Raw genomic sequence first — 27,000 nt, 5'->3', positions numbered from 1 at the left:
ATATTTTGTCCAAAAAAATGATCAATAAAAAAGGCAATCCAATTTGGATTGCCTTAAGTATATTAGGTGACTGAGCGAAATTAGCTCTGTGTCACTTCTTCTTCATAAGAGTAAAAGGATTGATCTCTCCTGGCGAGACTGGACTCTCCTTGCAAGAACTTATCAACTTCTACCGCACATTCACGGCCTTCAGCGATAGCCCATACAACCAAAGATTGACCTCTTCTCATATCTCCAGCAAGAAATACTTTAGGAACTGAGCTTTGGTAATTTTTAGACTTTGGCAGTCCGTTTTCCAAAAACTCTACACCGAAAGCCTCTAGGAGTCCGGCTTTTGGCCCCAAGTAACCGATAGCTAAAAATGCTAAGTCACAAGGAAGTGTTCTTTCTGTTCCTTCGATTTCGAAAAACTGCATTCTGCCATTTTCCTCTTTCCATTCAATGTCTACGACAGTTAGTCCAGTAACATTTCCATTTTCGTCTTTGGTAAACTCTTTGGTAAGTACGGACCATACCCTTTCGGCACCTTCTTCATGAGAACTAGATGTTCTCAATGTCATTGGCCACTCAGGCCAAGGGTTAAGGGTTTTTCTGCTTTGAGGTGGCTTAGGCAATAACTCGAGTTGAGTTATAGACGCTGCTCCATGACGATTGGAAGTACCAATACAGTCACTTCCGGTATCTCCTCCACCAATTACTATGACATGCTTGTCCTTGGCGTGAATAGGATTGCTTTCCAACTCCCCTGAAATCACTTTGTTTTGTCTGCCAAGAAACTCCATAGCAAAATGTACCCCTTTGGCATCACGGTTATTGATTTTCAGGTCTCTGGGGTGTTGTGCACCCGTAGTAAGCACTACAGCGTCAAAATTCTGAAGAATATTTTCAGCCTTGATATTAAAGCCTACTTCAGTGTCTTTGCTGAAGATTACTCCTTCTTCATTCATCACATCAACCCTGCGGTCAATCACCCATTTCTCCAATTTGAAATCAGGAATACCATATCTTAAAAGGCCACCTACTTCTTTGTCTTTTTCAAAGACTGTTACCTCATGACCTGCTTGGTTTATTTGATCTGCTGCAGCAAGACCAGAAGGTCCGGAGCCTATTACGGCTACTTTTTTTCCGGTTCTTTCTTCAGGTATGTTTGGCTTTACAAGGTTTAGCTCGTAAGCTTTTTCCGCAATGCTTTTTTCGATCAATTCAATTGCAACAGGATCTTTATTGATACCCAATACACAACTTGCCTCACATGGTGCAGGGCAAATCCTTCCGGTAAACTCCGGAAAGTTATTTGTTCCGCGGAGTATTTGATAAGCCAGTTCCCATTCTTTATGGTATACGGCATCATTAAAGTCCGGGATGACATTTCCTAGGGGACAACCATTGTGACAAAAAGGAACGCCACAATCCATACACCTTGCGGCTTGCTCGTTAAGCACTTTGGATTCCAAAGGCTTGTATATTTCCTTGTAATCCTTTTTCCTTTCTTCAGGTGATCTGGATCCAGGTAGTTGTCTTTTATATTTTAAGAAACCTTCTTTATCCGCCATCTTATACTAATGTTTTAGAATTTTCTAATGCTCTTTTTCTCAATACTTCTTTGTAATCCTTAGGAATTACTTTTATAAACCGTTCTTTTCCGGCTTCCCAATCTTCAAGTAATCTATTTGCTGTGTTACTGGAAGTGAAATCTATATGGCTCTGTAAAGAAGTTTTGATGGTGGCATAATCATCCTCATTAAGTGGATCAATGTCTACCATTTCTTTATTGATATTGCCAAGGTTTTCTTTGAAAATATAGGCTATTCCACCACTCATACCGGCAGCAAAGTTTCTTCCTATTTCTCCAAGAATGATCACCAGACCTCCAGTCATGTATTCACATCCATGGTCTCCAATACCTTCAACCACAGCTTCCACTCCGGAGTTTCTTACACAGAAACGTTCTCCGGCTTTACCTTTAATAAATGATTGACCGGAAGTAGCGCCATAAAAGGCTACATTTCCGATAATGATATTGTCTTCAGCTACGAAATCTGCATTCCTATTCGGGTACACAACCAGTTTACCACCGGAGAGTCCTTTACCGAAATAATCATTGGCTTCACCTTCCAATTCAAAGGTAATTCCTTTGGTCAAAAATGCTCCAAAGGTTTGTCCGGCAGATCCCTTGAACTTAAAGTGGATGGTATTGTCAGGCAACCCTGGACTTCCGAAGAACTTAGACACTTCGTTAGAAAGCATCGCGCCCACAGATCGGTCCACATTGATGATATCAAAGGTACCTTTCACTTTGTTGGCTTGCTCCAAGGCCGGAGTAGCTGCTTCTATGAGTTTTCTGTCAAGTACTTTTTTCAGTCTGAAATCCTGATCTATTTGCTTGTAAATTCCCACATGGTCAGGTACCTCAACTTTATGGAAAATAGGGCTTAGGTCAAGTTTATCCCATTTCCAGTGGTTCATTTGACCGGTGGCCTCTTTCAAGATGTTGCTTTGTCCTACCATTTCATTTACTGTCCTGAAACCTAAAGAAGCCATAATCTCTCTTAGGTCTTGAGCCAAGAAGGTGAAGAAGTTAACCACATGGTCAGGGTCACCGGTAAACAGCTTCCTTAATTCAGCATTTTGTGTGGCAATACCAACCGGACAGGTGTTCAGGTGGCATTTTCTCATCATGATACATCCTTCTACAACCAAAGCTCCGGTAGAAATACCCCATTCTTCAGCACCGAGTAAAGTGGCAATGGCCAAATCTCTACCAGTTCTCAACTGACCATCCGTTTGCAAGGTTACCCTGCTGCGGAGGTTGTTGATCACCAAGGTTTGGTGGGCTTCAGACAAGCCCAGCTCCCATGGTAACCCGGCGTGTCGGATTGAGCTGAGTGGAGAGGCTCCTGTTCCACCATCTGCTCCTGAGATAAGGATTACATCTGATTGTGCTTTGGCCACCCCGGCAGCTACGGTTCCTACACCTGCCTGAGATACTAGTTTTACGTTTATTCTTGCTTTTCTATTGGCATTTTTAAGGTCATAAATCAACTGAGCCAAATCCTCAATTGAATAAATATCGTGGTGAGGTGGAGGTGAAATCAATCCTACTCCAGGAGTAGAATGTCTTACTCTTCCTATCCAGTCATCCACTTTATGTCCCGGAAGCTGTCCACCTTCACCAGGCTTGGCTCCCTGTGCCATTTTAATTTGTATTTCAGCTGCGTTGGTTAGGTAATTACTTGTAACCCCGAATCTACCGGAAGCTACTTGCTTGATAGCAGACCTTTCCCAATCGCCGTTCTCTTTTCTCTCAAATCGAATTTCATCTTCACCGCCTTCTCCACTATTACTTTTCGCTCCAATACGGTTCATGGCAATGGCCAAGGTGCTGTGTGCTTCGTGGGATATCGACCCGAAGGACATGGCTCCTGTAGCGAAACGCTTCATGATGGATTCTACCGGTTCCACTTCGTCTAATGGAACAGAGATTCTCTTTTTAAATTCCAGCAAGCCCCTAAGGGTCAAGGCATCTTTAGTCTGGTCGTTGATTTTTTGCGCAAATTTCTTGTACAATTCATAATCTCCCAGCTTTGTAGATTTTTGTAACAGGTGGATGGTTTCCGGATTGAAGAGGTGTTTTTCTCCCCTTCTTTTCCACTGGTAAATTCCTCCGGCTTCCAAAAGTGGACTTTTGGTTTTATAGGCAGCATGATGTCTTACCAATACTTCATCGGCCAACTCATCAAAAGAAACACCACTTATTCTGCTTACGGTTCCTTTGAAACACCTGTCAATTACCTCTGCACCTAGACCAACAGCTTCAAATATTTGAGCACTTTGGTAAGACTGTAGGGTACTGATACCCATTTTAGAAAGAACCTTAAGAAGTCCTTTTCCTATGGCAGCCTTATAGTTTTCAAATAATTTCTTTTGTGGTATCTTCTTGCTCAACATATCGTTTTCATTGAGCGAAAGAAGGGTTTCTAAGGCCAGGTAAGGGTTGATAGCACTTGCGCCATAGCCTATAGCCGTTGCAAAGTGATGCGTTTCCCTAATATCTCCTGCTTCTATTACCAAGCCCGCTTTGGTCCTCAATTTCTGGTTCACCAAGTGATGGTGAACAGCTCCCACTGCCAATAAAGAAGGGATTGGAGCAGTATCTTTCTGAGAATCTCTATCGGAAATGATGAGGATATTTTTTCCCTCACCAATGGCTTTTTCGGCCGCTTGACACAATTTATTTAATGCTTCTAACAACCGTCCCGGTTTGCCATCCGCTTCGAAATGCGCTTTTAAAGTAGCTGAATGATACCCTTTATCCTCAAGATTTCTTAATTTCTCTAAGTCTTCATTGAGCAAGACCGGTTGAGAAATATGTATCTGACGGGTATGTTTAGGGCTTTCGTCCAGAATATTATAACTCTCACCAATTCTGGTAAACAAAGACATTACCAAACGCTCCCTAATTGGATCAATCGGCGGGTTACTTACTTGGGCAAATAGTTGCTTAAAGTAATTTGAGATATGTTGACTTTGTTTGGAAAGAACTGCTAGAGGAGTATCTGCACCCATGGAACCGATTGGCTCGTAGGCGGTATCTCCCATTGGTGATAAGATTACTTTTAAGTCCTCCTGACTGTAACCAAATATGGTTTGTTTTTTCTTAATATTTTCTGTGCTGTAAGGCAATGAAAGCGTTGTAGGCGCAGGGATCATTCGTAATTTTAATCTCTCTTTTTTGATCCAGGCATCATATGGCTTTCTATTGACTACTTCGTTTTTAACCTCTTCGTCGAAAGAAACTTTTCCTTTTTCCAGATCAGCTAAGAGCATTCTACCCGGACTGATACGTCCTTTTTCAATGATAGTGGACTCTCTGATGGGCAATGCCCCTGCTTCCGAAGAAAGGATCAGTCGATCATCAGAAGTAACAAAGTACCTCAATGGACGAAGGCCGTTTCTATCCAATGTTGCTCCCAAGGATTTGCCATCAGTAAACAATAGTGCAGCAGGTCCATCCCATGGCTCTACCAAAGAAGCATGGAATTTATAAAATGCCTTCTTCTTTTTGTCCATCGTTTTGTTGTCCTGCCAAGCTTCAGGTACAAGCATCATCATCACGTGGGGAAGACTACGGCCGCTTAATGCTAACAATTCCACCATAGAATCCAAGTTCGCAGAATCTGAATTCTTAGCGTTGGTAATCGGCATTAGCATTTCAAGCTCCTCATCAGTGAAATGCATGGATTTCATCAATGTCTCTTTTGAGCGCATTTTGTTCAGGTTACCACGGATGGTATTGATCTCCCCATTGTGAGATAGAAACCTGAAAGGCTGAGCCAGTCTCCAGTTTGGAAATGTATTGGTAGAAAACCTGGAGTGTACCAGTGCAATCGCTGACTTAAGCTTGTTGTTTTGTAAGTCTTTGTAAAAGGTCAATACTTGATCAGTACGAAGCTGCCCTTTGTATATGACTGTTTGGCTACTAAAACTTGCAAAATAAAAGGCACTATTTACTCCCGGTATGGTGGAGTTGATGATTCGTGTTGAATAGTTTCTTAGGATGTAAAGTTTCCGCTCCAAATCAATACCCGAAAGATTGTCTTTGTGTTCCACAAAAACTTGTTCAATAGTGGGCATTACCTCCAAAGCTCCGGATCCCGGTACTGTATCATCTGTAGGTACAGACCTGTATCCGATGAGCTTAAAGCCCAATTCGTTGATTATCTTATTTAAGTTTGATTTGCATTTTTTGTAGAGTTGTTTGTTGTTTGGGAAAAACACCATCCCTACGCCATAACATCCTTCCTCGGGCAACCCAAAACCTAACCGTTGCGTAACCTCCTTAAGGAAAGTATGAGGCAACTGGATTAAGACCCCGGCACCATCCCCAGTTTTGGGATCACTACCTCGTCCTCCTCTGTGCTCCATATTGCTTAGCATAAGCAAAGCATCACTTATAGTTTCGTGGCTTTTATGGCCTTTCACATTAACAACTGCCCCTATTCCGCAGGCATCATGCTCAAACTGTGAACGATATAAACCTTGATTCATTCTGTTATGTTTAATTGTATTAGGTATTGAATTTACTTTGAAAAATCCACAATAAATTTTTCAATTATTAAATTCTAGACAATAAAGGTAAAACAAAAATGAAAGAATAGCTGAATATAGAACAAAAAATTATAATTAAGCCAATGTAGGAACACCTTAAAATTTCAACTGAAAAAATACAAAATTTCGCAAAAGTGTATCGTTTCAGTCTAAAATTCAAGCTCATTTGGGAAACACAGCCTCTAGAATTACGCAAACATGTCTAAAATTGCCAATTTTAAAACTACGAAAAAAAAAGAAAAAAATACACACAGAGGGCATAAAAAATAAGATGGATCTTTGATTTAGCTTGTTTAACTAATTTTAAAATCAATCGATTTGGTCAGGCACATTTTTATCAACAGGACCATCCAAAACTACTTTTACTTTCTTTATTTTTCTAGTATCAACAGCCATAATGGTAAACTCAAAATTGTTAAACTTTATCTTGGTACCATTATTTGGTAAATTGGAATTCAACTCAAGAAGCAGGCCTCCCAAAGATTCACTTTCGCCTTTGACCTCATCAAACAATTGAATATCGAGATCTAATTTTTTGCAGAAATCATTTAATGAAATTTTGCCTTCAAAAATAAAGGTTCTATCGTCCAACTTTTTGAATAAGTACTCTTCTACCTCATCAAATTCGTCATTGATATCACCAATAATTTCTTCTATAAGGTCTTCTAGGGTTACCAAGCCCGAAGTGCCCCCATACTCATCCACCACAATGGCCATATGAACCCTCTTGTTTTTGAAGTTTTTGAGCAGGTCAGCTAGTTTTTTGTTCTCAGGGATAAAATAACCCTTGCGGATAAGTGCCTTCCAATTAAAATGTTCGTCATTTTCTATATGGTCCAAAAGGTCTTTGATATACAAGATCCCTTTAATTTGGTCAATGGTATCTTCATATACCGGTATTCTGGAATAGCCGCTTTTGTTGATTTTGTCCATCAACTCATGAAAATCCATTTCTATATCAACAGCCGTGATGTCCATTCTGGAACGCATTACCTGCTTCACAGATAGGGTGCCAAAATTAACGATCCCTTTTAGTATGTCTCGCTCGTTGTTACTTGTGTCAATGGAGGTTATTTCTAAAGCATGATGCAATTCATCAACTGATAAAGAATAGCCCTTTTTTTCTATCCGTTTTTCGATCACATCACTGATGGACATCAATAATGAAGATAGCGGACCAAAGATCACATAGAATAAATAAAGAAATTCAGCGGTAATTTTTGCAAAGCCAACACTTGCTGAATTGGCATAAACCTTTGGAACAATTTCTCCAATGAATACAATGGAAAAGGTCACCCCAATGGTTTGGAAAAGGATGATTACAATTCCTGTAGCATCCGTTCCAAATATACTCCAAGTAAAAAAGGTGGTAAGGGTAACGATGCTAATGTTAATTAGATTGTTGAGAATCAGTATGGTACTCAACAGCTTTTGAGGATTTTCTAAGAGGGTAATAATTTTTTCAGACTTTGGGTCTGAAGCCTCTTTAATACCTTCAATATCCTCATGGTTTAGAGAAAAAAAAGCCACTTCCGATCCGGAAACCAAGGCTGAGATTATCAATAACGCGATAAACAATACCGCATTACCCACCAAATAAACCGGTGATACAGCTATGACTTCAGTCAGGAGCAGCAAACTCGGATAGGGGTCGTCCATTAATTTAATAATATAATTTTATGCAAAACTAATGATTTTACCGAATTCCAGTACTATCAAAATGGTAAATCATCAGCGTCATTGTCTCCGGAATCATAAGCCGGTGAAGAATTGCTATTCATTCCTGTGTTCGGATTGCTGTTTTGAGCGGGCATTGACTGGCCACCGCCTTGAGCATTGTCAGCCCCACTGTTCCTTGAACCAAGCATGGTAAAACTTTGAACCCTAATCTTGGTTCTTTTACGGTTATTGCCTTGATCATCCTGCCAAGTGTCGGACTTTATTTTTCCTTCTACATAAATCTGGCTACCTTTTTTTAGGTATTGTTCGGCCACTCTTGCCTGACCATCCCATAATTCGAGGTCATGCCATTCAGTATTTTCTACACGGTTTCCGCCACGATCTTTATAGGATTCAGTTGTGGCTAGTCTAAGGTTCGCTACTACCTTATCTCCTTCCAAATGTTTTACTTCAGGATCTGCACCAAGATTACCCAATAAAATTACTTTATTAACTCCTGCCATTGGTAGATATTTTCGGTTTTATAAATAGCTGATTAAATATAAACAATTAATATTTTTGATTCAAATACCGGACAATCAATTTTGGTTTGCCAAGTGATTCCAGACTGGAAGCATTTACCAGTGAATAGTTTTTAGATTGGGCCCACTTTTCCACGGCTTCTTTATGGATTGCTCCGAATTTAATATTTACAAAGGAAGCAAAAATTCTTTGATGTGTGAGCAGGTGTTTGAAGGGTTTTTCAGAACTTATGGTATAATTTGGTTCCAGGAGATGGAGTTCTTCCGGCAGGTCAAGCGAATCCGGCTGAATATTTTCGATGCTTTCCAAGGACGAATATTCCGCTAAAGGGAAGTCAACCAGTCCTTGCCATATGTCTTTTTCACTTCGCTTTTTTACGACCGTATGTCCATCTATTTGTATATGATAATATAAAAAGTAACGAGATTTTACTTTCACTTTTTTTTCGTTGACCGGGAGTGTTTCCACCAGTTCGTTTTGAAAGGCATGGCATCTGGTGCGCAAGGGACATTGCTGACAATTGGGCTTTTTGGGGACACATTGCAGTGCACCAAATTCCATGATGGCTTGGTTGTACACATCAGGGGTATTTCCAGGAATGATTTCATTGGCCAGTTTGCCAAAGGCTTTTTTTCCTTGGTGGGAAGAAATGTCCACATCGAGACCAAAAAACCTGGACAAAACCCGATAGACATTCCCGTCGACCACAGCAATCTGTTCTTTATAAGCGAAGGAGGCAATGGCAGCAGCTGTATAGGGTCCTACACCTTTCAGCCCCAACAATTCCTTATAATTGTCTGGAAATTTTCCATTTCTCTCATTGACGATATTGCGTGCACAAGCATGTAAGTTTCTTGCCCTGCTATAATAGCCCAATCCCTGCCATGTCCTCAAGATGTCTTCTTCCGGGGCATTGGCAAGTGCCTCTACAGTGGGGAATTTATTAATGAAAGCATGAAAATAGGGTAATCCTTGGGCTACGCGGGTTTGTTGAAGGATGATTTCGGATAACCAAATGATATATGGATTCCGTGTCTCCCGCCAAGGCAGATCACGGCAATTGAGGGGATACCAACGGAGTAGATTTTCAGTGAAATAGTTGAAATTCAAAATTTTAAAATTTTATTATTCGCTAATAATTGAACAAATGAAGCTAAATTTTTCGATTTAATTTTTTAATTGGAATGGATATTGTAAATTTGCACTCCCAAAATTAGTTGGTTAATAGGAGGTTAAGCCTCAATTGAATTACACAAAAAAAATAAGACAGTGACTAAAGCAGAGGTAATCACAAAGATTTCGGAGAAGACAGGAATCCAAAAGGATGATGTTACACAGACCGTTGAGGCGTTTTTCAAGGTTGTAAAAGATTCAATGGCAGAAGGAGAAAATATCTATGTTAGAGGTTTTGGCAGTTTTATAAACAAAAAAAGAGCTAAAAAAATCGCAAGGAATATCTCTAAAAACACAGCCATTGTGATTGACGAACATTATGTTCCAGCTTTCAAGCCGTCTAAATCATTTATTGAAAAAATTAAAAACAGCCAAAACGTAAGAGAATTGGCTCCTCAGGACTAATAATCCTGACAAATTTGACTATGAAGAGATCCCAAATTATTTTCGTTGTTGCAGGAATTGTCGTTTGTTTCCTTCTGTACAGTTTACCCAAAGTGGTAGTGGACAATGAGGACAAGGGGCTTACTGAGGATGGAACTAGTTTGGGATCTGATTCAAGCAACGAAGAAATTAACCACGGGAACTCTCTAAGTAGCAGTGACCTTGAGGTCATCGAGAACCTGATGGCAGAAATACAAGGAGAGGCTAGTACCGAAAAATTTGTTATATTCGCTGATTCGATTGCTAAAGTTTACCAAAGTGGAGGTAAATTGGATAGTGCGGCGTATTATTTCGGTTTAATTGCTGAAAAGGCGCCGGATCCGAAAAACTGGGAAAAAGCAGGGAATGCTTATTATGAAGCTTTTGGTTTTTCCATGGAAGAGATCAAGACCAAAAGATTGGGGGATAAAACGCGCTTTTATTTAGGCAAAGTTTTAGAGGCCAATCCGGAGCGGCTTGATTTAAAAACAAAGATTGCAATGACTTATGTTTCTTCTGCCAACCCTATGCAAGGCATCACCATGCTAAGGACTGTTTTGGAAGAAGATCCTGAAAATGAAGAGGCATTGTTTAATATGGGCATATTGTCCATGCAAAGCGGTCAGTATAAAAGGGCTGTGGAGCGATTTGAAAAACTTGTTGAGCATCACCCTGAAAATATTCAGGGTCAATTTTATTTGGGGGTAAGTTTGTTTGAGTCGAACCAAAAGAAGTTGGCCAAAACTCAATTAGAAGAATTACGTAAGCAAACTACAGATCCTCAGATTCTTTCGGGAATAGAGAATTACTTAGATAGATTATAATCAAAATATTGTTAAACTAAAACTATAAAATTATGCCTTGCGGAAAAAAAAGGAAGAGACATAAAATCGCTACACACAAGCGTAAGAAAAGATTGAGAAAAAACAGACACAAGAACAAGAAATAATTTAATTTCTGTTCAATTAACACGTTCTTTTATTTCATAACAGAGACACAATTTGAGTTCAGAATTATTAATTGATTCCTCTCAAAATGGTAGTCGAATAGCCCTGCTTAAGAATAAGAGCTTGATTGAGCTTCACGTAGAGGAGGAAGACAACAAGTTCAAAGTTGGCGACATCTATCTTGGTGCTGTAAAGAAAATTGTAAATGGCTTAAATGCTGCTTTCATAGACGTAGGCTATGAAAAAGACGCTTTCTTGCACTATCAAGACCTAGGACCACAGGTTAACAGCTTAAGTAAGCTGGTAAAATTAACCCGTAATAAAAATCATAAAGGTTTCGACCTAAAAGGTTTTGAAAACGAGCCTGAGATAGACAAACTTGGAAAGATAAGCCAAGTATTGTCTAAGAACAATCAGGTGTTGGTGCAGGTTGTCAAAGAGCCAATTTCTACAAAAGGGCCTCGATTATCGTGTGAGCTCTCCCTTGCTGGTCGATACTTGGTATTGGTACCTTTTTCAAACACGGTCAACGTATCCAAAAAAATACGTAGTGCTGATGAAAGAAAAAGGTTATCCCGGCTTATCACTTCCATCAAACCGGTCAATTTCGGTGTAATTATTCGTACCGTGGCAGAAGGTCAATCTGTCACTGAGCTGGATAAAGACCTAAGAAATTTGTTAGAGACTTGGGAAGATGGGATGAGGAAGCTTCAAAAAGCCAAAGTTAAAGACAAAATCATCGGAGAAATGAGTTTGGCCTCTTCAATTATAAGAGACCTTCTCAATGAATCTTTCGACGCAATCACGGTAGAAGATGAAGTAATTTACGATCAAATGCGATCTTATATAAGATCCATTGCTCCAGAAAAAGAAAAAATTGTTAAGCTTTATAACGGAAAAGCGAAGCTCTTTGAAAGTTTTGGTATAGAAAAACAGATCAAAAGCCTGTTTGGAACTACCGTTAGTCTCCCCCAAGGCGGTTATCTCATTATTGAGCATACAGAAGCCTTGCATGTAGTGGACGTTAACAGTGGCAACAAATCCAACCAGGAAAGTGATCAAGAAAATACGGGCCTAAAAACCAATATGGTGGCCGTAAAAGAAATTGCAAGGCAACTAAGGCTTCGCGATATGGGAGGAATTATTGTGATTGACTTTATCGATATGAAAAAGGCCGATAATAAAAAGGCCATTTTTGAAGCGATGAAGGAAGCAATGAGAGAAGACCGATCCAAGAATACGGTACTTCCCCTTACCAAGTTTGGTTTGATGCAGATCACCAGACAGCGCGTTAGACCTGAAATGAACATAGTTACCAAAGAAATTTGTCCTTCTTGTAATGGTACAGGCAAAATACAAGCCTCCATTCTCGTGGCAGATAAACTGGAAAAAGATTTAGAGCATATTGCAGTACACCAAAACGAATCAAAGATTAAAATCGCATTGCACCCTTATTTACATGCCTATTTTACACATGGCATTTTCTCAAAAAGGCTGCAGTGGTTTTTTAAATATTATAAATGGATCAATTTGATCAAAGATTCTTCACTACCGGTGACGGAGTATAAATTCCTGGATATTTCAGGAGAACCTTTAGAAATAATTATAAAAAGCGAGTCTGAATAAGACTCGCTTTTTTTTGCCTTTAAATTTATTGATTGTTTGTCTATGATTAATTTTACTCCTAATTGTAGCTTTTTACTGAAATAAACGATTGATCCTCTAATAATTAACCCAAATTAAACCGCCCTTATATATCTTGCCCTAAAAATTTAAACATGAGTCTCGAAGAAAAAATCAACGAATCAGAAACCAAGATCTATAAAGCTGTTTTTCCTAATACCACCAATCATTACGATACCCTGTTTGGAGGTAAAGCCATGCAATTGATGGATGAGGTGGCCTTTATAACGGCTACGCGCTTTAGTCGGCAACGTATGGTGACCATCAGCAGTGATAAAATTGATTTCACCAAACCAATACCGGCAGGGACAATCATTGAACTGTGTGGTCGTGTGATTCATGTGGGCAATACAAGCTTAAAAGTGAGCGTAGAGATTTTTATTGAGCAGATGTATGAAAAAGGTAGGGAAAAAGCCATTTCCGGAACCTTTACTTTTGTAGCCATTGACAATGACAAAAATCCCGTCAAAATCACGGTTTAGTTATTCTTCAATAACTATAGCTGCTTTTTGAATTTCAACCAATGTTTGAAGAAGTTATTCAGGAGCATTTCGCCTTTTACCATTTGTCAATGTGGGTAAGCTTTGAATTTTCGCCCTTTGGGTTTTATTGATGGATCTAAAAAATTGATAATTCTACCTTCTTAAATTGTATGGTGGGTAGTTTCAGCTTATCTTTTTTTTAGATAAATTGAGAAAAGTTTGATATTCGGGACAGAAACTATTGATCCTGATAAACCTAAGTAACTTCTTGCTTTCGAGCAATTTAATCTAATTACACTATACCATGAGAAATACAATTATGTTGTTTTCAGCACTAGCCATCTTATTGCTGAATACCGGTTTTTCCTTTGCCGCAAAAGGAGACATTTACCAAATAAAAATTTATCATTACTCCTCAAGTGCTCAGGAAGAGGTGATTGATGAATTTCTTGAGAAAGCCTATTTACCGGCCATGCATAGAGCCGGAATTGATCATATTGGAGTATTCAAGCCTCGGGCATCAACTGAAGGAAATAAGCCTGAAGAGAAGTTGATTTATGTGCTGATACCTTTTGGTTCTCAAAAAGAGTTTTCTAAAATTGAGTCCAAACTTGCTAAGGATGAAGAATTTCAATCGGCAGGGGCCACCTATTTGGATGCAGCCTATACCAACCCTCCCTATGATAGAATCGAATCCATCTTATTGAACGCATTCGAGAAAAACCCGAATTATGGTGTTCCTGATTTGAAAGGCCCTAAGAAAGATAGAATTTATGAGTTGCGGAGCTATGAAGGGCATACGGAGAAAATTTCTAAGAATAAAATCAAGATGTTCAATGATGGCGATGAGGTAGGTCTTTTTAAAAGGCTTGGCTTCAATGCTGTTTTCTATGGAGAGGTGATTTCAGGCCCTACCATGCCTAACTTGATGTACATGACAACTTTTGAAAATAAGGCTGACCGTGATGCCCACTGGGATACCTTTCGTACCGACCCTTATTGGAAAGAACTCTCTGCTCTTCCGCAATACCAAAACAATGTATCAAAAAACGTAACCAAATTTTTGTACCCTACTGATTATTCAGATCTTTAGGGAAATGGATAGAAGGCTGTTGCACCTGTCAACAGCCTTCTATTATTTTGTTTCTACGTCGATTTTTTACTGCCTTTTCATTTGCGAATTTTAATTGCCGGCAGCGCCATTGCTTATATTTTGTAGCGCATCGGTAATTTGCTGTATCACCTCATCACTCCCGTTTATTTCATGTCGCAGCTTTAAAAATGCAGGATCATTATAGGAAAGATGGACGGCACCATTAGCATCTTCCCAAACAAGAATTTTTTGGGGCAAATCCAGACCTATGGTCTGAGATTCCTGCATTAGTGGCGTACCCAAATTGGGGTTTCCGAAAATTATGATTTTTGTAGGTCTTAATTCAAGTCCTTTGCTTTGGGCATTGGCTCGATGGTCTAATTCGGCCATAATGGAGAGGTTGTCATTTCCGGAAATAATGGATTGTAAACTTTGGTAAGTTGATTCAAAGTCTTGAGAACTAGTTACGGTGACTATCCCTTCGGAGGCTGTGACAGATTTGGAAATGCTACTTTCTAAATCACTTTTTATGGCATCACCTACCAGATTCTCAAGTGCTGCTGAGATTTGATTGAGAGACTCCACCTCTCCCAAGGCATGTCGGGAAGCTAGGTAGTCAGTACTGTTATAAAGAGCAAAAACCTGATCCTTATTTTCGTAAAACAATACTTTCTGCGGAAGGTCTAAACCTGCAAGCTGATTTTCTTGCATCAAAGGAGTGCCCAAGCTAGGGTTACCAAAGAAGATAATTTTTGTAGGACCAAGTTCTTTGTTTATAGAGGCCGCATTTTGCGAATGATCTACTTCAGCTACAATTCCTATTTGATCATTACTTTCTAGTGAAGTTTTAAATGAGCTATAAGCTTCGTCCAGCGAAATTGTACTTGATCCATAAATTGTTCCCGGCACTTCAGGATTATCATTTTTTTCCGGATCTTCATCGGAATTTATATTACAGGCGGTCGATAATAGGGTAAAACTGAGAAACAAGGCTATTTTATACATGACAACTTGATTTTAAATTGGTCGAAATTTAATTTTTTAAGTTGTTGATAGTTGTTCAATAACTGTTCCAGTATTTAATTAGATTTTACTTATATTTCTCACTCGGTTCAATTTGTAAGGTTTTAGGGTGAAATTCATTAATCCATTAAAAACGGATTTTGACGGTATTGAAAGAAATTCATAACTACCGCCAAAATCATATTTTTTTTCGCTGTCTGTGAGGATTACACGCCCTTTATTTCATAGCCTTTAAAAAGTCGAGCAGATCCTCCGGATTGGCCCTGTTTCGATAATCACTATCAAGAAAAGCGTATTTTATAATGCCATCTTGACCAATAATATAGGTAGCCGCAAGTGGAAGTTCATTGTCCTCGTTGCCATTATAAGCATGTAAGTCAAATTTATCTTGGTAAACATTGGCCACGTCCTCGGTAAGTTTAAAAACTATACCATATTGCTTCGCAACTTGATTGTCTAAATCACTTAAAACCTCAAAAGTTAAATTGTTTTTTTCAGAGGTGCTTATAGAGTTGTCGGGTAGTTCAGGAGTTAAGGCCAGCAATTGCGCTCCTTGTTCCTTAAAGGCCGGTAAATTCTGTTGCAAGTAGTGCAGTGTGAGGTTACAATAAGGACACCAACCTCCTCGGTACCAGGTTAAAATTACAGGTCCTTCTTTCAATTTGTCAGATAGTTTTATCTGTTTCCCCGTGGCATTGGGAAGTGAAAAATCAGGAGCACTCCCGCCCTCTTGCTTGGCTTGCTTGACTATGCCATTGTTTTTGACATCATCTATTCCGGCCTTATAAATGGTTTTTATTTCCTCAGAAGCTGTTTCATTGAAATTATCTTTTTTCGCTTGTAATTCTTCTTGTAGCGTAGTTTTCGTTTGTTCAGTCATGGTGTATTTATTTTATTCAATTTGTAATAAGCTAATCGGCCAAAAACAATGCCAATGAATTTATATTTAATAGGTTAAGAATTAACCTCAAGCACGAATTCGTTCAATGGCTTTGTTTACCTATGGATTAATGTCCGGGAAGGACGTGGAAAACAATAAATGCAAAATCCATGCATTCACCGGATTTGGCTTAATCTTTAAGGTATTCTCTCAATCCGTAGCTGGCCAAAACGCCCTCACCGGTAGCAGCAGCTACCTGTGCTATGGCTCCTTCGCGATTGTCTCCGGCGGCAAAAATTCCATCGATCGAAGTTTTTGCCAAGCCGGTTGTGGTTATAAAGCCACGTTCATTCATTTCCACCAAGCCTTTGAAACTTGCATTGTTTGGTTTGAGGCCGACAAAGATGAAAACACCATCAGCTGTGATCACTTCTTCTTCACCTGTTAAGGAATCCCTTACCTTCAATCCGGCAAATTTTCCTTCTTGATCAATATTTAATGCTATAGAATCCTTATTGTAATACGTTTCTATATTGTCAAGTTCAGGAAGCTTATCTATATAAGTTTGTGATGCCTTAAAGGTTGCTTTTCGATTGATGATTTTTACTTTTTTCGTGAATCCGGAAAGAAAGATACCTTCTTCCAATGCCGAATTTCCTCCACCGATGACAATTACTTCACGGTCTCTGTAAAAGGCACCATCACAGGTAGCGCAGAAATGCACGCTGGCACCCAATAACTCACCTTCCCCCGGGATATTAAGCTTTTCGTATGTTGAGCCCGTAGACAACACTACAGAGCGTCCTAAAAACAGATTTGTTTTGGTTTTTACATTGAACACATTGTTAATCTTTTCAATGCTTACCACTTCTTCTCCTGTTTTAATGGTGGCACCGTAGACTCGGGCCTGTTCTTCCATCTTGTCCATAAGTTCGGGACCTGAAATGGAAGTAAAGCCGGGATAATTTTCTATTTTCTCAGTTAGAAAAGCATTTCCACCTACTGTCTTTTTCTCCAAAATTAAAGTACTGAAGCGGTCTCTTTGGGCATAAATGGATGTGGTCAATCCTGCCGCACCGGCACCTATGATAATGCTATCAAATACTTTGGTGATTTTCTCCTCATCTAATTTGAGTGCCAGCCGTAGTGCTTCGTTTTCCGGTTCCACCAAAATGTCCTTATTAATGAGAATGGTAGGGATTTTCCTTTTCCCATTGTTGATCTTTTCAATGATGGGGATCGCCCATTCGTTTTCATCAATATTGATGTATTGAAAGTTGATTTTATTGTCCACCAGAAAGGATTTGGACTTGATACAATCCGGACACCAATCAGCGCCGTATAGTACAACCCTTGCCTGATCATTTATACCTAAAATAGTAGAAAGTGCTGCATTATCCGGGTTGGTATAACTTTTCCCATTGATTATCAAGGTTGGAATGATACGCTTTCCCTTGTTTATTGCCTCAACTTTTTTTGTAGCCGCTTCATCAAGATCCACATCAATAAAAGTGTAGTCAACATTGTTTTCGCTTAGGAAAGTTTTTGCTCTTCGACAATCAGGACACCAGTCGGCACCGTATAGTATAATCTCTTTCATTGTTGTGGTATTTATAATTCAGTATCAATATTAGCATTTGAATATTTACCCCAAACCATTAATGAAATGGCAAGGTATGGGATGTCTTTGATCAAAAAGAAATCTGTAATTGGAAAGCCATCGACTAATTTCCAAATACCAGGAGTGGTGATAAGAAAGCTAAGCGTGGTAATAAAAATAATAGCGGAACTAATTCCGGCAATTTTCCCTAGTTGTGGCCAATACAATGAGCCAAATAATAATATCCCGATGACAATTTCTAATAAACCGATAAGATTTGAAACTGCCTGTAAGGACATGAGACCGTAAAGCCAATTCATGGCGAAGTGATTTTCCACCAATGGCTTTATTGCTGCAGCCTCTGTGGGAGTAAATTTAAACATTCCTATCCATATAAGTATAAGGGCTGTGCCAAATACGCCTATATAAAAACCGAGGGATGATATTTTGTTGTACATAATTTGGGTTCAAAATAGGTTTTGCAACAATATTCGAAACGAATACCTATTGCAAAACCCTTGTTAAAACTTATAATTCTGGAGCCAATGGGAAATCAATTTCAAAACCTGCAAGGTTATGAAGGTAATTGCTCATGATTTTGTCTCCGATAAGAATGACCACATCGATTAAACTAGCTTCAGTATATCCGGCTGCAAAAAAGGCTTCTTTTACATTTTCCTCTACTTTACCATGATTGCTTACCGTTGCGGCAGTGAATTTTACCAAAGCATCAAGCTTTTCATCAAAATCGGCAGATCCGCCTCGGATTTCAAGAATTTGCTCATTGGTAAATCCATTCATCTTACCAAGGGCAGTATGGGCAGATTGGCAATACCTACAGCCGTTGATTTGACTAGTAACCAAGTTTACCACTTCTTTCTCTTTGGCTTTTAGTGTGGTTTTTCTTCCCTGCAATGCCAAGTAGTCCGGTAAGGCCGTTTCATTTTTGGCATAGTAGGCATAAAGGTTAGGTACAAAGCCAATTTGTTTTCCAAGCTGTTCAAAGATTGCTTGATTGTTTTCAGAAACTTCAGATTTTGTAGGTACGTTGAATGCTGTTGCTGTAGTTGTCATAATTAAATGTCTTTAAATTTGTTTGTTGAATAATTACGATACAAAGATTCAGCATTTACGTCGGTAAAGGTTAGGTCAAATTGCCTTGCTGCTTGGCAATTTTTCCCTATTTAAATAAATAGAGATCGATGGATACATCTGATTAGGTTTTATCAATCCATATTCCATAAAAAAGCCAATCCATTTATTGGATTGGCTTCAATAACTTATAAGAATATTCTATTATTATATTACAGGATCTCCGCCTCTTCTGGCATTATAGGACCTCTCACCCCTACGGTCTTTTTCTAAAAACCCGTTTCCGGAGCGTTTGTCTCTGATTCTGTCTTCTCTTACATCTAAATTGTCCTGATGGTCGAAAATGGTTCGGTTTTCTATGTCGTAACGTCCATATAGACTTCGGTCTTCGGTACTGTAATAGCTCCGCATGGTGTGTAAGAACTCACCTTGTGGGCCTGTAGGCCAGTTGTCGCTTTCAAAACCCGGTGCATTTTCCAATGTTTCTTTGGTCTCTCGCACGAGTGCAGCCTCTCCATGTGGAGGATTAAAATTGAAAGATTCAAATGGCATTGCCAAAAGTTTTGAACCAAGGTTCAAGAATCCCTCATCCACCTTCAATACTACATAGTCTACTTGAGATGTGGATGCATTTAGAACAATATCTTTAATAGAACCTACGGATTCATCTCTTGCCGTTTTTACATTGCGTGAAATTAGTTCCGAACTTCTTAACTGAAAATTATTTGCATTTTTCATTTCAATAGTTGGTTTAATGAGAAAATCATTTGACCTAAATGGTTCAAGAGTTGTGCCAAAAATTGAATATTCCTTTAATCTTATTAAATCTTTGAATAATTTTTAAACCTTAAATGGGGTAGGTATAAACATTATTTTATGAAGCAAATATTATTTATTTGGAGGGGCTTTATATAGTTCGGCTAGAGTTTTAATGGGTGTAATATATTAGGTATACTCTAGGTACCTATGATCAATCAGCAAACTTATGGGGGGCGCAATAGGGTAGAAAAAAAGGATGATAAGAAGTACAATAGGTCGGAAAAAACAAAAGCCAGTTCGCAATGAACTGGCTTTGTCGGGGTGGCAAGATTCGAACTTGCGACCTCCTCGTCCCAAACGAGGCGCGATGACCGGGCTACGCTACACCCCGTTTATTCCCTATTGGGAGGACAAAAGTAAATAAAATTTGAGAAAATCAAAAAGGAATAGGCAATATTTTAAATATTTTTTCAAATTTATTTTCATAGGCCCATATGGGCTTAAATTTTACCCGGGAAAAAGGTTGGTCTTGAAGATTTTTATCGCAATTGAAAGCAGGATGATTCCAAATATTCTTCTCAATATATCCAAGCCTGTTTTTCCAAGTTTTTGCTCCAAGAAATGAGTGCTTTTCAATACCGCATAGATGATGACAAGATTTAAAATGATGCCAATGGCAATATTGGCTTGTCCAAATTCTGACTTTAAGGTAAGAATGGTGGTCAAAGTGCCTGCACCGGCAATTAAAGGAAAAGCTATTGGGACTATAGAGGTACTGGTTGAGCTTGCTTCAGGGTCGTTTTTAAATATTTCTATACCTAAAATCATCTCTGCTCCAATCGCAAAGATGATTAAGGCACCGGCAATGGCAAAGTCTTCTACATCTATGCCAAATAGGCTTAAAATTGATTTTCCAACCAAAAGAAAGGCCACCATCAAAACCCCTGCAACAATGGTTGCCTTGCCGCTTTGAATATGGCCAACTTTCTTTCTTAGGTTGATTACAATTGGTATAGATCCCAAGATATCAATCACAGAAAAAAGAATTAATGTAACAGATAATATTTCCTTCAAATCAAACACCGCAGATCAGTTTTAATAGGCCTTGAGGAAGGCTATCAGTTTTTCAAACTCATTGTCATTCAATGCAGGGAAATTGGCGATTCTAAAGCTGGTTTGCTTTAAAGGGCCATATCCACTGCCCATTTGCATTCCCTGTTCCTCAGCTTCAGCTTTTATTTGTTTAATAAAGCTTTCTTCACCTCCTACACCCAAAACTGTCCGACTTCTGGTAGCCTCATTGCTTACCAAGAAATCCAAAGCTGAAGATTTCTCTACAATCTCTTCCAAAATGCGCATCCGCTCTTCGGTTTTTTCATTTACTTTTTCTATAGGTGGCAAGTCTGCCAAAACCCTATTTAATAGGAAAATATTAAGGACATTGGGTGTATAGTGGGTCTGGTAGTTGGCCGCATTGTCCAGCATAAAATTGAGGCTATTGTACCTTCCTTTTTCCCCCTTTTCTTTGGCTCTTTCTATGGCCTTTGGAGATAATATTAAAATCCCCAGACCTGCTGGCAATCCAAAGCATTTTTGTACAGAAGCATACCAGATATCTGCTAGGTTGAAATCCAAAAAGATTCCGGCCATGGAAGAGGTGGTATCTATGGCAAGCATTTTGTCCGGATATTTAGTGCCAATAGCAGCTATGGTTTCATTGGTAACTTGAGTGGCATTTGACGTTTCGTTTTGCGTTATGGCAATCAGATCAAAATCATTTCCAATCTCCAAGTCATTTACCTCTAAACTTTCATTTTTGTCTAGGACCAACGCTCCTGTTTCATGAATGATATTTTGAGCAAAACCGAACCATTTCTTTCCAAAAGAACCGGAGTAAATATGAAAAGAGGCTTGTAGTACCAAGGATTGGGTGATGATTTCCCAGTTTTCAGTAGCTGAGGAGGTGAACAGTAATTTATAATCTTCGGGAACATCCAGCTTCTCCTTAAATAACCTTTCTGTATCCTTATAAAGATCCATAAAAACGGCACTCCGGTGATTGGCACTCAAGATTCCTTTTTGGTAAGCCTGCTGAAAATATTCCGGTAATTTATCGTACACCTTAGATGGTCCCGGTGCAAAAGTGAGTATAGCCATTATGCGTTTTCTTTCTGATTATCAATAAAGTAATTCAAGCCAAGTTCATAACCTTTCAATCCCAATCCAGCGATCATGCCTACACATTCTTTGGAAATGATGCTTTTGTGTCGGAAAGTTTCCCTCTTGTAGATATTGGAAATATGTATTTCCAAAACCGGGGTGTTGATACCTGCAATGGCATCAGAAATGGCCACTGAAGTATGGGTATAGGCACCTGCATTGATTAAGATTGCGTCGTGCTCAAAGCCCACCTCGTGCAGTTTATTTACCAGTTCGCCTTCCACATTGCTTTGATAATAGGTCAATTCGAGGTCCGGATATTTTTGAACCAGTGTCTCAAAATAATCTTCAAATGAGCGACTGCCATAAATTTCAGGCTCGCGCTTTCCTAATAAATTTAAATTAGGTCCGTTTATGATCGTGATTTTCAATGTTTGGAGGTTTTAATTGACTACTAAACAGGAGCAAAGTTAAGCAATCGCAAAACAACTTGATTGGATATTGATAGGTTTTTACTAAAACTATTATTTAAATACCATCATTAGGTTAATTTTACTTTATGTCTTGGGAAAAGGAAATAAAAGCTTTTGGTTATTACTTGAAAATTGAGCGTTCACTCAGCGAGAATTCTATTTTAGCTTATAGGCAGGATATTCAGAAGTTCTCGAATTTTATGGAGAATAATTTCCCCGAAGTTTCACCTGAAAAAGTGCAATTGTATCACCTGAGGCAATTTGTAAACCTCCTTGGAGAGTTTTCAATATCCGAATTTTCTCAAGCACGAATAATTTCCGGTATCAAAGCCTTCTTCAAGTTTTTGATCTATGAGGACAAAATAGAAGAAAACCCTTCAGACTTATTAGAGGCTCCAAAGTTAACGCGCACCCTACCGGATACTTTAAGTTATGCGGAAATCGAGGAAATTTTTGAAGTCATTCCTTTGGGCGAGCCGGAAGGACATAGAAATAGGGCAATGCTGGAAATGCTTTACAGTAGTGGTTTAAGGGTTTCTGAGTTGATCAATCTGAAATTGAGTCAATATTTTGATGATATAGGATTTTTAAGAATTTTAGGTAAAGGCAACAAAGAGCGGCTGGTACCCATTGGCAAATCTGCTACCAAATACTTAAGCATCTATCTCAAAGAAATAAGAGCTCATCAGGTGATTGCAAAGGGGCATGAAGATTACGTTTTTCTCAACAGAAGGGGAAAAAAGCTTAGTAGAGTGATGATATTTTTAATCATAAAGAAGATGGTAGAAAAAGCAGGTCTTCATAAAAAAGTAAGTCCCCATACCTTTAGACATAGCTTTGCTACTCACCTTGTGGAAGGTGGAGCAGATTTGAGAGCTGTTCAGGAAATGTTGGGCCATGAAAGCATCACAACTACCGAGATATATACCCACTTAGACAGGGATTATTTGCGACAAGTTTTGGATGAATTTTTGCCTAGAAAAAAGTGAGATCCATTTAGCAAAGGCATGAATAACCTATGCTAGTTAATGCTTAACATGACTTGCTGCGTCAAACATTTGGACAATTACTCCCGACCTTTTCAATTCGCTTGCTTACAAAATGCTTTAGGCATGTTTTTTGAATGTCGGAGTGGTTGAAAAATTATTGTAATCAACTTTCTGATTTGAGATGAAAAAGGCATATTTTTTAGGATTAATTGTTTGGCTAATAACCTTGCCCATGGAGGCTAGTGGGCAGGAACGACTCAAGAAATTAATCGCAGAGAGGGAACAATTGCATCAACAGTGGCAAGCCTCTGAATCACAGAAATCGGGCTTATTCGGAAACCGGACAAAAAAGGACATGACGGCTACCAATGAATGGTTGATTCGTATTTTGAATAAGGATAATCAGATAATCAAAGAGTTGGAGATGTTGAAGGAGATAGAAACAACAGAGATTGGTTATGAGAAAGAGGATTATAAGTTTATTGCCCAAAAAGCGGAAGAGGACATTGTGAAGCTCAAACGGGCCTTGGATCTAAAGGATGAAAAAATTCAAGCGGGATTCAAGGAAAAGCGGACCTATGAATGGACTACCCTTATTTTTTTCGTTAGTAGCATGGTTTTGGGCTTTTTATACTACAAAAAGAGAACCCGTCAACTTGGCTAGGAGGTATCAGTAATTTAGTTTTCTTTAATTTTTTGTTTTATTATCCGCTTGGTTTTGATAATTTCATTTTTTAAAACCAAAAAAACATGAGTAAACTGATTATTAATAGCTTTGAAGACTTTCAGGATTATATAGGAAAAGAGTTGGGTGTGTCTGAATACCACCAAGTAACGCAAGAGCAAATCAACCTTTTTGCAGATGCTACTATAGATCACCAATGGATACATACTGATCCTGAAAAAGCCAAAGCAGAAGGCGCTTTTGGAGGGACCATTGCGCATGGATACCTTACCTTATCATTGGTTCCATTTCTTTGGAATCAGATCGTACAGGTGAATAATCTGAAAATGATGGTCAATTACGGCATTGAAAATTTAAGGTTTGCCAACCCTGTTAAGGTGAATGATGAGATTCGCATGCACGCTACCCTGGCCAATATCAGTGATCTCAGAGGAACCATAAAAACAGAGATGAAGGTAAAAATTGAAATCAAAGGTGAGAGAAAGCCTGCACTGGCTGCACAATTAATTTTCCTTTACCATTTTCAGTAGGTATTACCAGATATTTAGCTCCTTCATTAGCTCATTTTGGTTGATTAAAGATTTGTTAAGAATGCCGAGAGTTGGCGTTGAATTAAGAATAGGCCATAGGTTTTAGGTATAAACAAAAACAACATCCAAAGGATGTTGCTTTTACCATTATAAAAAACCTAATCATTACTTATTACAATCTATTTCTTTCTTCAGTACTACCACTTCGTTGGGATACCTTGAACATCTCTCCTTTGTTAAATTTCCACCGCACAGTAAAGCGTACATTTTGCATACTATTGTATTGTCGGACATCTGTATTGATCTTGTGAAAATTAATTCCCCCCGTGAATTTCATGGTTCGGAAGATATCTGAGCCGTTAATTGTGAGACTTAATTTCTCGTCTTTGAAGGTTTTTGTTAACCCAGCATCTAACCAACTCATGCCATCAATTTTGAGCTGTCCATCCTGAAACGGACTTCTATAAATCCCTACCAACTCCAACTTAAAACCTTTAGGTAAGGAAATATTATGTTGACTTCTTGCCATGAATGAAAATTGCTTGACATCCAGAAGGTCTTCTCCTATTTGGGATTGAAAAGTATTTCCATTGAATTGAAGCATATTACTGGTGCTGTACCACTGAGCAAACTCCACCGGTATGGTTGCCCGAAGTCCTAAATTTTGCGTGCGGTCTAGGTTTTGCATTTGTATAAGGGTGGTACGGTTTTCATCATCTTGAATCAGTATTTGTCCGAAAGCATTTTCAGTTTGAGAAAAAGACAAGGCCAACTGATAAGCTCCTTTGTAAATGTGGTTCATTTCAAAATTATTGGCGTACTGAGGTTTTAGATTTGGGTTGCCTTCTTCCGTTGTTAATGGGTCAATATAGAAAACAAAAGGATTGAGTTGTCGGTAATGAGGCCTTGTGATTCGTCGATTGACATTGTAAACGATTTGGTAATTGTCATTTAGTTTGTGTTGAAGGTATACACTTGGGAATAAGTTGAGGTATTCCTGGGTATTTACCTGATTTGAGGTTATTGAATTGCCCTCAATATTGGCATACTCAGCTCTCAGTCCTGCCTGGTAATCCAGCTTCTTTCCCAAAGGAGCTTTGTATGAAACATAAGCCGCCATTACATTTTCTTTGTAAATAAAATGATTGCTATTGCCATCCGGAAGATAAGGACCTTCGGCTTCGCTTTTTGTTATGTCCAGTAGGTTGTCTGATTTTACCCAGCTTCCCTTAAGACCTAGTTCCAAGCTTTTGTTTTCACCCATTGGTTTGGTAAAGTCCGTTTTGGCTGTATAAATGGAATAGACCATATCATTGCCTGTTTTGACACTATTGAGGTCTTCATTGGCCCTGTCATCATCTATCCAGTAGCTATTGTACAGAAAAATAAGGCTACTTGCATCCATATTGGAATAATCGAAATCTGCAGTAAGCTTGGTCCCTAAGGTGTCAAACTTTCCGATATAGTGAAAATTTCCAAATATTCGTGTGTTTTCAAACTCTGTATCATTCAATGCATTGATATAGTTGACCTCCGTACTTTGAGGGTTAGTGATGGTGGTAAAAGAATTTCCTCCGTCATCTCCAGTTTGTGTGGAGGCCTGTAGGTTGATTCCCAGGCTATGCTTATCATTGATTTGATAATCTGTGCCTCCTGAAAAGAATAAGTTTTTGGTTATTAGCTTCATTCTGGCTTTTTGGTCAAAAACAGAGAGACCATTGTCCACTTGGAATCTCCTGAGCAGGTCCAATTCCATTTTCCTTCCCCATTGGTTATAATTTAAACTTACATTGGACGTCCATTTCTTTTTCTTAAAGTTTACCGTACCTCCTACAGATGGGGTATGGATACCATTGTATTGGTGGCCAATATGTAAGTTACCATTCACACCGTTGTAAGTGTTTTTCTTCAATACCAAATTGATAAGTCCGGCAGCTCCTTCCGCATCGTATTTGGCTGGAGGGTTGTTGATTACCTCTATACTTTGGATATTGTCTGCCGGCATGGCTCTCAAAAAATCTGCTAAATCCTTGGCAGACATATAGGTTTGCCTGTCATCCAATAGTACCATGACACCTGATTTTCCATTAAGGTTGATATTGCCATCGGCATCTACATAGACTCCCGGAGAGCGACCTACCACATCCAAGGCGTTGTTTCCTTCGGCCATGGCCGTCCCTTCAATATTCACCACGGTTTTGTCTGCCTGAATCAATACATTGGGTCGTGCAGCGCGGACCTCTACTTCATCGAGAGATCCCATATCGGCCTTCAATTTTATCTTGCTGAAATTTTTTGTTCCACCTTCAATTTGGAATTCCTTACTTACAAAATCTATATGCCCCAGGGTAGAAATTTTAAGCTGTAATTTATTGCTTCGATCAGACTGAATCACAAATTCCCCGGCATCATTGGTGATGGTGCCGGTAATAAGTTCTTGGCTATTCATATCTAGCAATACCACATTGGCAAAAGGTATCGGCTGTTCCTCACTATCTATTACCAACCCATTGATTTTGTTTACGGGCGCTTGTTGAGCGGCCAGATGGCTTAAGCCGAGAAAGAAGAAAAGTGAGGCAGTAAAAATTAATTTGGTAAAGTACATGATTTCAGTTCTTGAATTGTTCAGTCCAACTCAAAGGGAAAAAGGTGCCAAAACCGAAAAAGTTGCTTTAAAGCCTATTTAAGCTTGTTTTAT

The 27,000-nt window shown here is 38.9% G+C and carries 23 protein-coding genes and 1 tRNA gene; 8 read left to right on the top strand and 16 right to left on the bottom strand.

Features of this window, described 5'->3' with window-relative positions:
* Positions 1 to 80 precede the first annotated feature (80 nt).
* The 5 genes from Q4534_RS11530 to mutY all read right to left on the bottom strand — a co-directional run bounded on the left by Q4534_RS11530 (position 81) and on the right by mutY (position 9,420).
* Positions 81 to 1,553 (bottom strand): glutamate synthase subunit beta, encoded by a 1,473-nt coding sequence (locus Q4534_RS11530; protein ID WP_303613326.1) that lies wholly within the window; start codon positions 1,551 to 1,553, stop codon positions 81 to 83.
* Position 1,554: 1 nt separating this feature from the next.
* A complete protein-coding gene (gene gltB, locus Q4534_RS11525) occupies positions 1,555 to 6,048 on the bottom strand; it encodes a glutamate synthase large subunit (RefSeq protein WP_303613325.1) in 4,494 nt (1,497 codons plus the stop codon).
* 369 nt (positions 6,049 to 6,417) lie between these two features.
* The gene (gldE, locus tag Q4534_RS11520; RefSeq protein WP_303613324.1) at positions 6,418 to 7,767 is read right to left on the bottom strand and encodes a gliding motility-associated protein GldE; all 1,350 of its coding nucleotides are present in this window, start codon (positions 7,765 to 7,767) and stop codon (positions 6,418 to 6,420) included.
* A 56-nt stretch (positions 7,768 to 7,823) separates the two neighbouring features.
* Positions 7,824 to 8,291 carry a single-stranded DNA-binding protein gene (locus Q4534_RS11515; RefSeq protein ID WP_303613323.1) on the bottom strand — a complete coding sequence of 156 codons (468 nt, stop codon included), beginning with the start codon at positions 8,289 to 8,291 and terminating at the stop codon, positions 7,824 to 7,826.
* Between the two features lie 46 nt (positions 8,292 to 8,337).
* Positions 8,338 to 9,420: an A/G-specific adenine glycosylase gene (gene mutY, locus Q4534_RS11510; protein ID WP_303613322.1), complete on the bottom strand. Its 1,083-nt coding sequence runs from the start codon at positions 9,418 to 9,420 to the stop codon at positions 8,338 to 8,340.
* A gap of 159 nt (positions 9,421 to 9,579) precedes the next feature.
* On the opposite strand from mutY, the gene Q4534_RS11505 reads away from it, so the two are divergent.
* From Q4534_RS11505 to Q4534_RS11485, 5 genes are all read left to right on the top strand, one after another.
* On the top strand, positions 9,580 to 9,888 hold the full coding sequence (locus Q4534_RS11505) for an HU family DNA-binding protein (RefSeq protein ID WP_014019802.1): 309 nt from the start codon (positions 9,580 to 9,582) through the stop codon (positions 9,886 to 9,888).
* A gap of 20 nt (positions 9,889 to 9,908) precedes the next feature.
* Entirely contained in the window at positions 9,909 to 10,730 is an 822-nt protein-coding gene (locus tag Q4534_RS11500; protein ID WP_303613321.1) for a tetratricopeptide repeat protein, read from the top strand.
* Positions 10,731 to 10,907: 177 nt separating this feature from the next.
* A complete protein-coding gene (locus Q4534_RS11495; protein WP_303613320.1) occupies positions 10,908 to 12,479 on the top strand; it encodes an Rne/Rng family ribonuclease in 1,572 nt (523 codons plus the stop codon).
* A 152-nt stretch (positions 12,480 to 12,631) separates the two neighbouring features.
* On the top strand, positions 12,632 to 13,018 hold the full coding sequence (locus Q4534_RS11490) for an acyl-CoA thioesterase (RefSeq protein ID WP_014019798.1): 387 nt from the start codon (positions 12,632 to 12,634) through the stop codon (positions 13,016 to 13,018).
* Positions 13,019 to 13,322: 304 nt separating this feature from the next.
* A complete protein-coding gene (locus Q4534_RS11485; protein ID WP_303613319.1) occupies positions 13,323 to 14,111 on the top strand; it encodes an NIPSNAP family protein in 789 nt (262 codons plus the stop codon).
* A gap of 90 nt (positions 14,112 to 14,201) precedes the next feature.
* On the opposite strand, the gene Q4534_RS11480 is transcribed toward Q4534_RS11485, so the two are convergent.
* The 10 genes from Q4534_RS11480 to aroQ all read right to left on the bottom strand — a co-directional run bounded on the left by Q4534_RS11480 (position 14,202) and on the right by aroQ (position 22,056).
* On the bottom strand, positions 14,202 to 15,116 hold the full coding sequence (locus Q4534_RS11480) for a DUF302 domain-containing protein (RefSeq protein ID WP_303613318.1): 915 nt from the start codon (positions 15,114 to 15,116) through the stop codon (positions 14,202 to 14,204).
* Between the two features lie 235 nt (positions 15,117 to 15,351).
* Positions 15,352 to 16,014, bottom strand: a complete 663-nt coding sequence (locus Q4534_RS11475) for a peroxiredoxin-like family protein (RefSeq protein WP_303613317.1) — start codon at positions 16,012 to 16,014, stop codon at positions 15,352 to 15,354.
* 190 nt (positions 16,015 to 16,204) lie between these two features.
* Entirely contained in the window at positions 16,205 to 17,614 is a 1,410-nt protein-coding gene (locus Q4534_RS11470; protein WP_303613316.1) for an FAD-dependent oxidoreductase, read from the bottom strand.
* An 11-nt stretch (positions 17,615 to 17,625) separates the two neighbouring features.
* Complete coding sequence (locus tag Q4534_RS11465) at positions 17,626 to 18,072, bottom strand: DUF417 family protein (protein WP_303613315.1); 447 nt, start codon at positions 18,070 to 18,072, stop codon at positions 17,626 to 17,628.
* A gap of 70 nt (positions 18,073 to 18,142) precedes the next feature.
* The gene (locus tag Q4534_RS11460; protein ID WP_303613314.1) at positions 18,143 to 18,688 is read right to left on the bottom strand and encodes a carboxymuconolactone decarboxylase family protein; all 546 of its coding nucleotides are present in this window, start codon (positions 18,686 to 18,688) and stop codon (positions 18,143 to 18,145) included.
* Positions 18,689 to 18,913: 225 nt separating this feature from the next.
* Positions 18,914 to 19,444, bottom strand: a complete 531-nt coding sequence (locus Q4534_RS11455) for a PRC-barrel domain-containing protein (RefSeq protein ID WP_303613313.1) — start codon at positions 19,442 to 19,444, stop codon at positions 18,914 to 18,916.
* A gap of 337 nt (positions 19,445 to 19,781) precedes the next feature.
* Positions 19,782 to 19,856, bottom strand: a tRNA-Pro gene (locus Q4534_RS11450).
* A gap of 116 nt (positions 19,857 to 19,972) precedes the next feature.
* Complete coding sequence (locus tag Q4534_RS11445; RefSeq protein ID WP_303613312.1) at positions 19,973 to 20,548, bottom strand: MarC family protein; 576 nt, start codon at positions 20,546 to 20,548, stop codon at positions 19,973 to 19,975.
* Between the two features lie 12 nt (positions 20,549 to 20,560).
* Positions 20,561 to 21,622 carry an aminotransferase class V-fold PLP-dependent enzyme gene (locus Q4534_RS11440; RefSeq protein ID WP_303613311.1) on the bottom strand — a complete coding sequence of 354 codons (1,062 nt, stop codon included), beginning with the start codon at positions 21,620 to 21,622 and terminating at the stop codon, positions 20,561 to 20,563.
* Positions 21,622 to 22,056, bottom strand: coding sequence for a type II 3-dehydroquinate dehydratase (gene aroQ / locus Q4534_RS11435; RefSeq protein WP_303613310.1), 435 nt, complete (start codon positions 22,054 to 22,056; stop codon positions 21,622 to 21,624). The genes Q4534_RS11440 and aroQ overlap by 1 nt, the downstream gene beginning before the upstream one ends.
* Before the next feature lie 128 nt (positions 22,057 to 22,184).
* Here aroQ and xerD point away from each other — a divergent pair, with 128 nt between their 5' ends.
* The 3 genes from xerD (at position 22,185) to Q4534_RS11420 (ending at position 24,302) form a co-directional block, all read left to right on the top strand.
* Complete coding sequence (gene xerD, locus Q4534_RS11430) at positions 22,185 to 23,087, top strand: site-specific tyrosine recombinase XerD (protein ID WP_303613309.1); 903 nt, start codon at positions 22,185 to 22,187, stop codon at positions 23,085 to 23,087.
* 181 nt (positions 23,088 to 23,268) lie between these two features.
* The gene (locus Q4534_RS11425; protein ID WP_303613308.1) at positions 23,269 to 23,751 is read left to right on the top strand and encodes a Clp protease ClpB; all 483 of its coding nucleotides are present in this window, start codon (positions 23,269 to 23,271) and stop codon (positions 23,749 to 23,751) included.
* A gap of 86 nt (positions 23,752 to 23,837) precedes the next feature.
* Complete coding sequence (locus tag Q4534_RS11420; RefSeq protein WP_303613307.1) at positions 23,838 to 24,302, top strand: MaoC family dehydratase; 465 nt, start codon at positions 23,838 to 23,840, stop codon at positions 24,300 to 24,302.
* Between the two features lie 172 nt (positions 24,303 to 24,474).
* On the opposite strand, the gene Q4534_RS11415 is transcribed toward Q4534_RS11420, so the two are convergent.
* Entirely contained in the window at positions 24,475 to 26,907 is a 2,433-nt protein-coding gene (locus Q4534_RS11415; protein WP_303613306.1) for an outer membrane beta-barrel family protein, read from the bottom strand.
* Positions 26,908 to 27,000 lie beyond the last annotated feature (93 nt).

It is taken from the genome of Cyclobacterium sp. 1_MG-2023 (genome assembly GCF_030546805.1).
GTDB lineage: Bacteria > Bacteroidota > Bacteroidia > Cytophagales > Cyclobacteriaceae > Cyclobacterium.
Note: the sequence above shows the minus strand (reverse complement) of the source record. Positions and strands in the feature narration are given on the sequence as shown.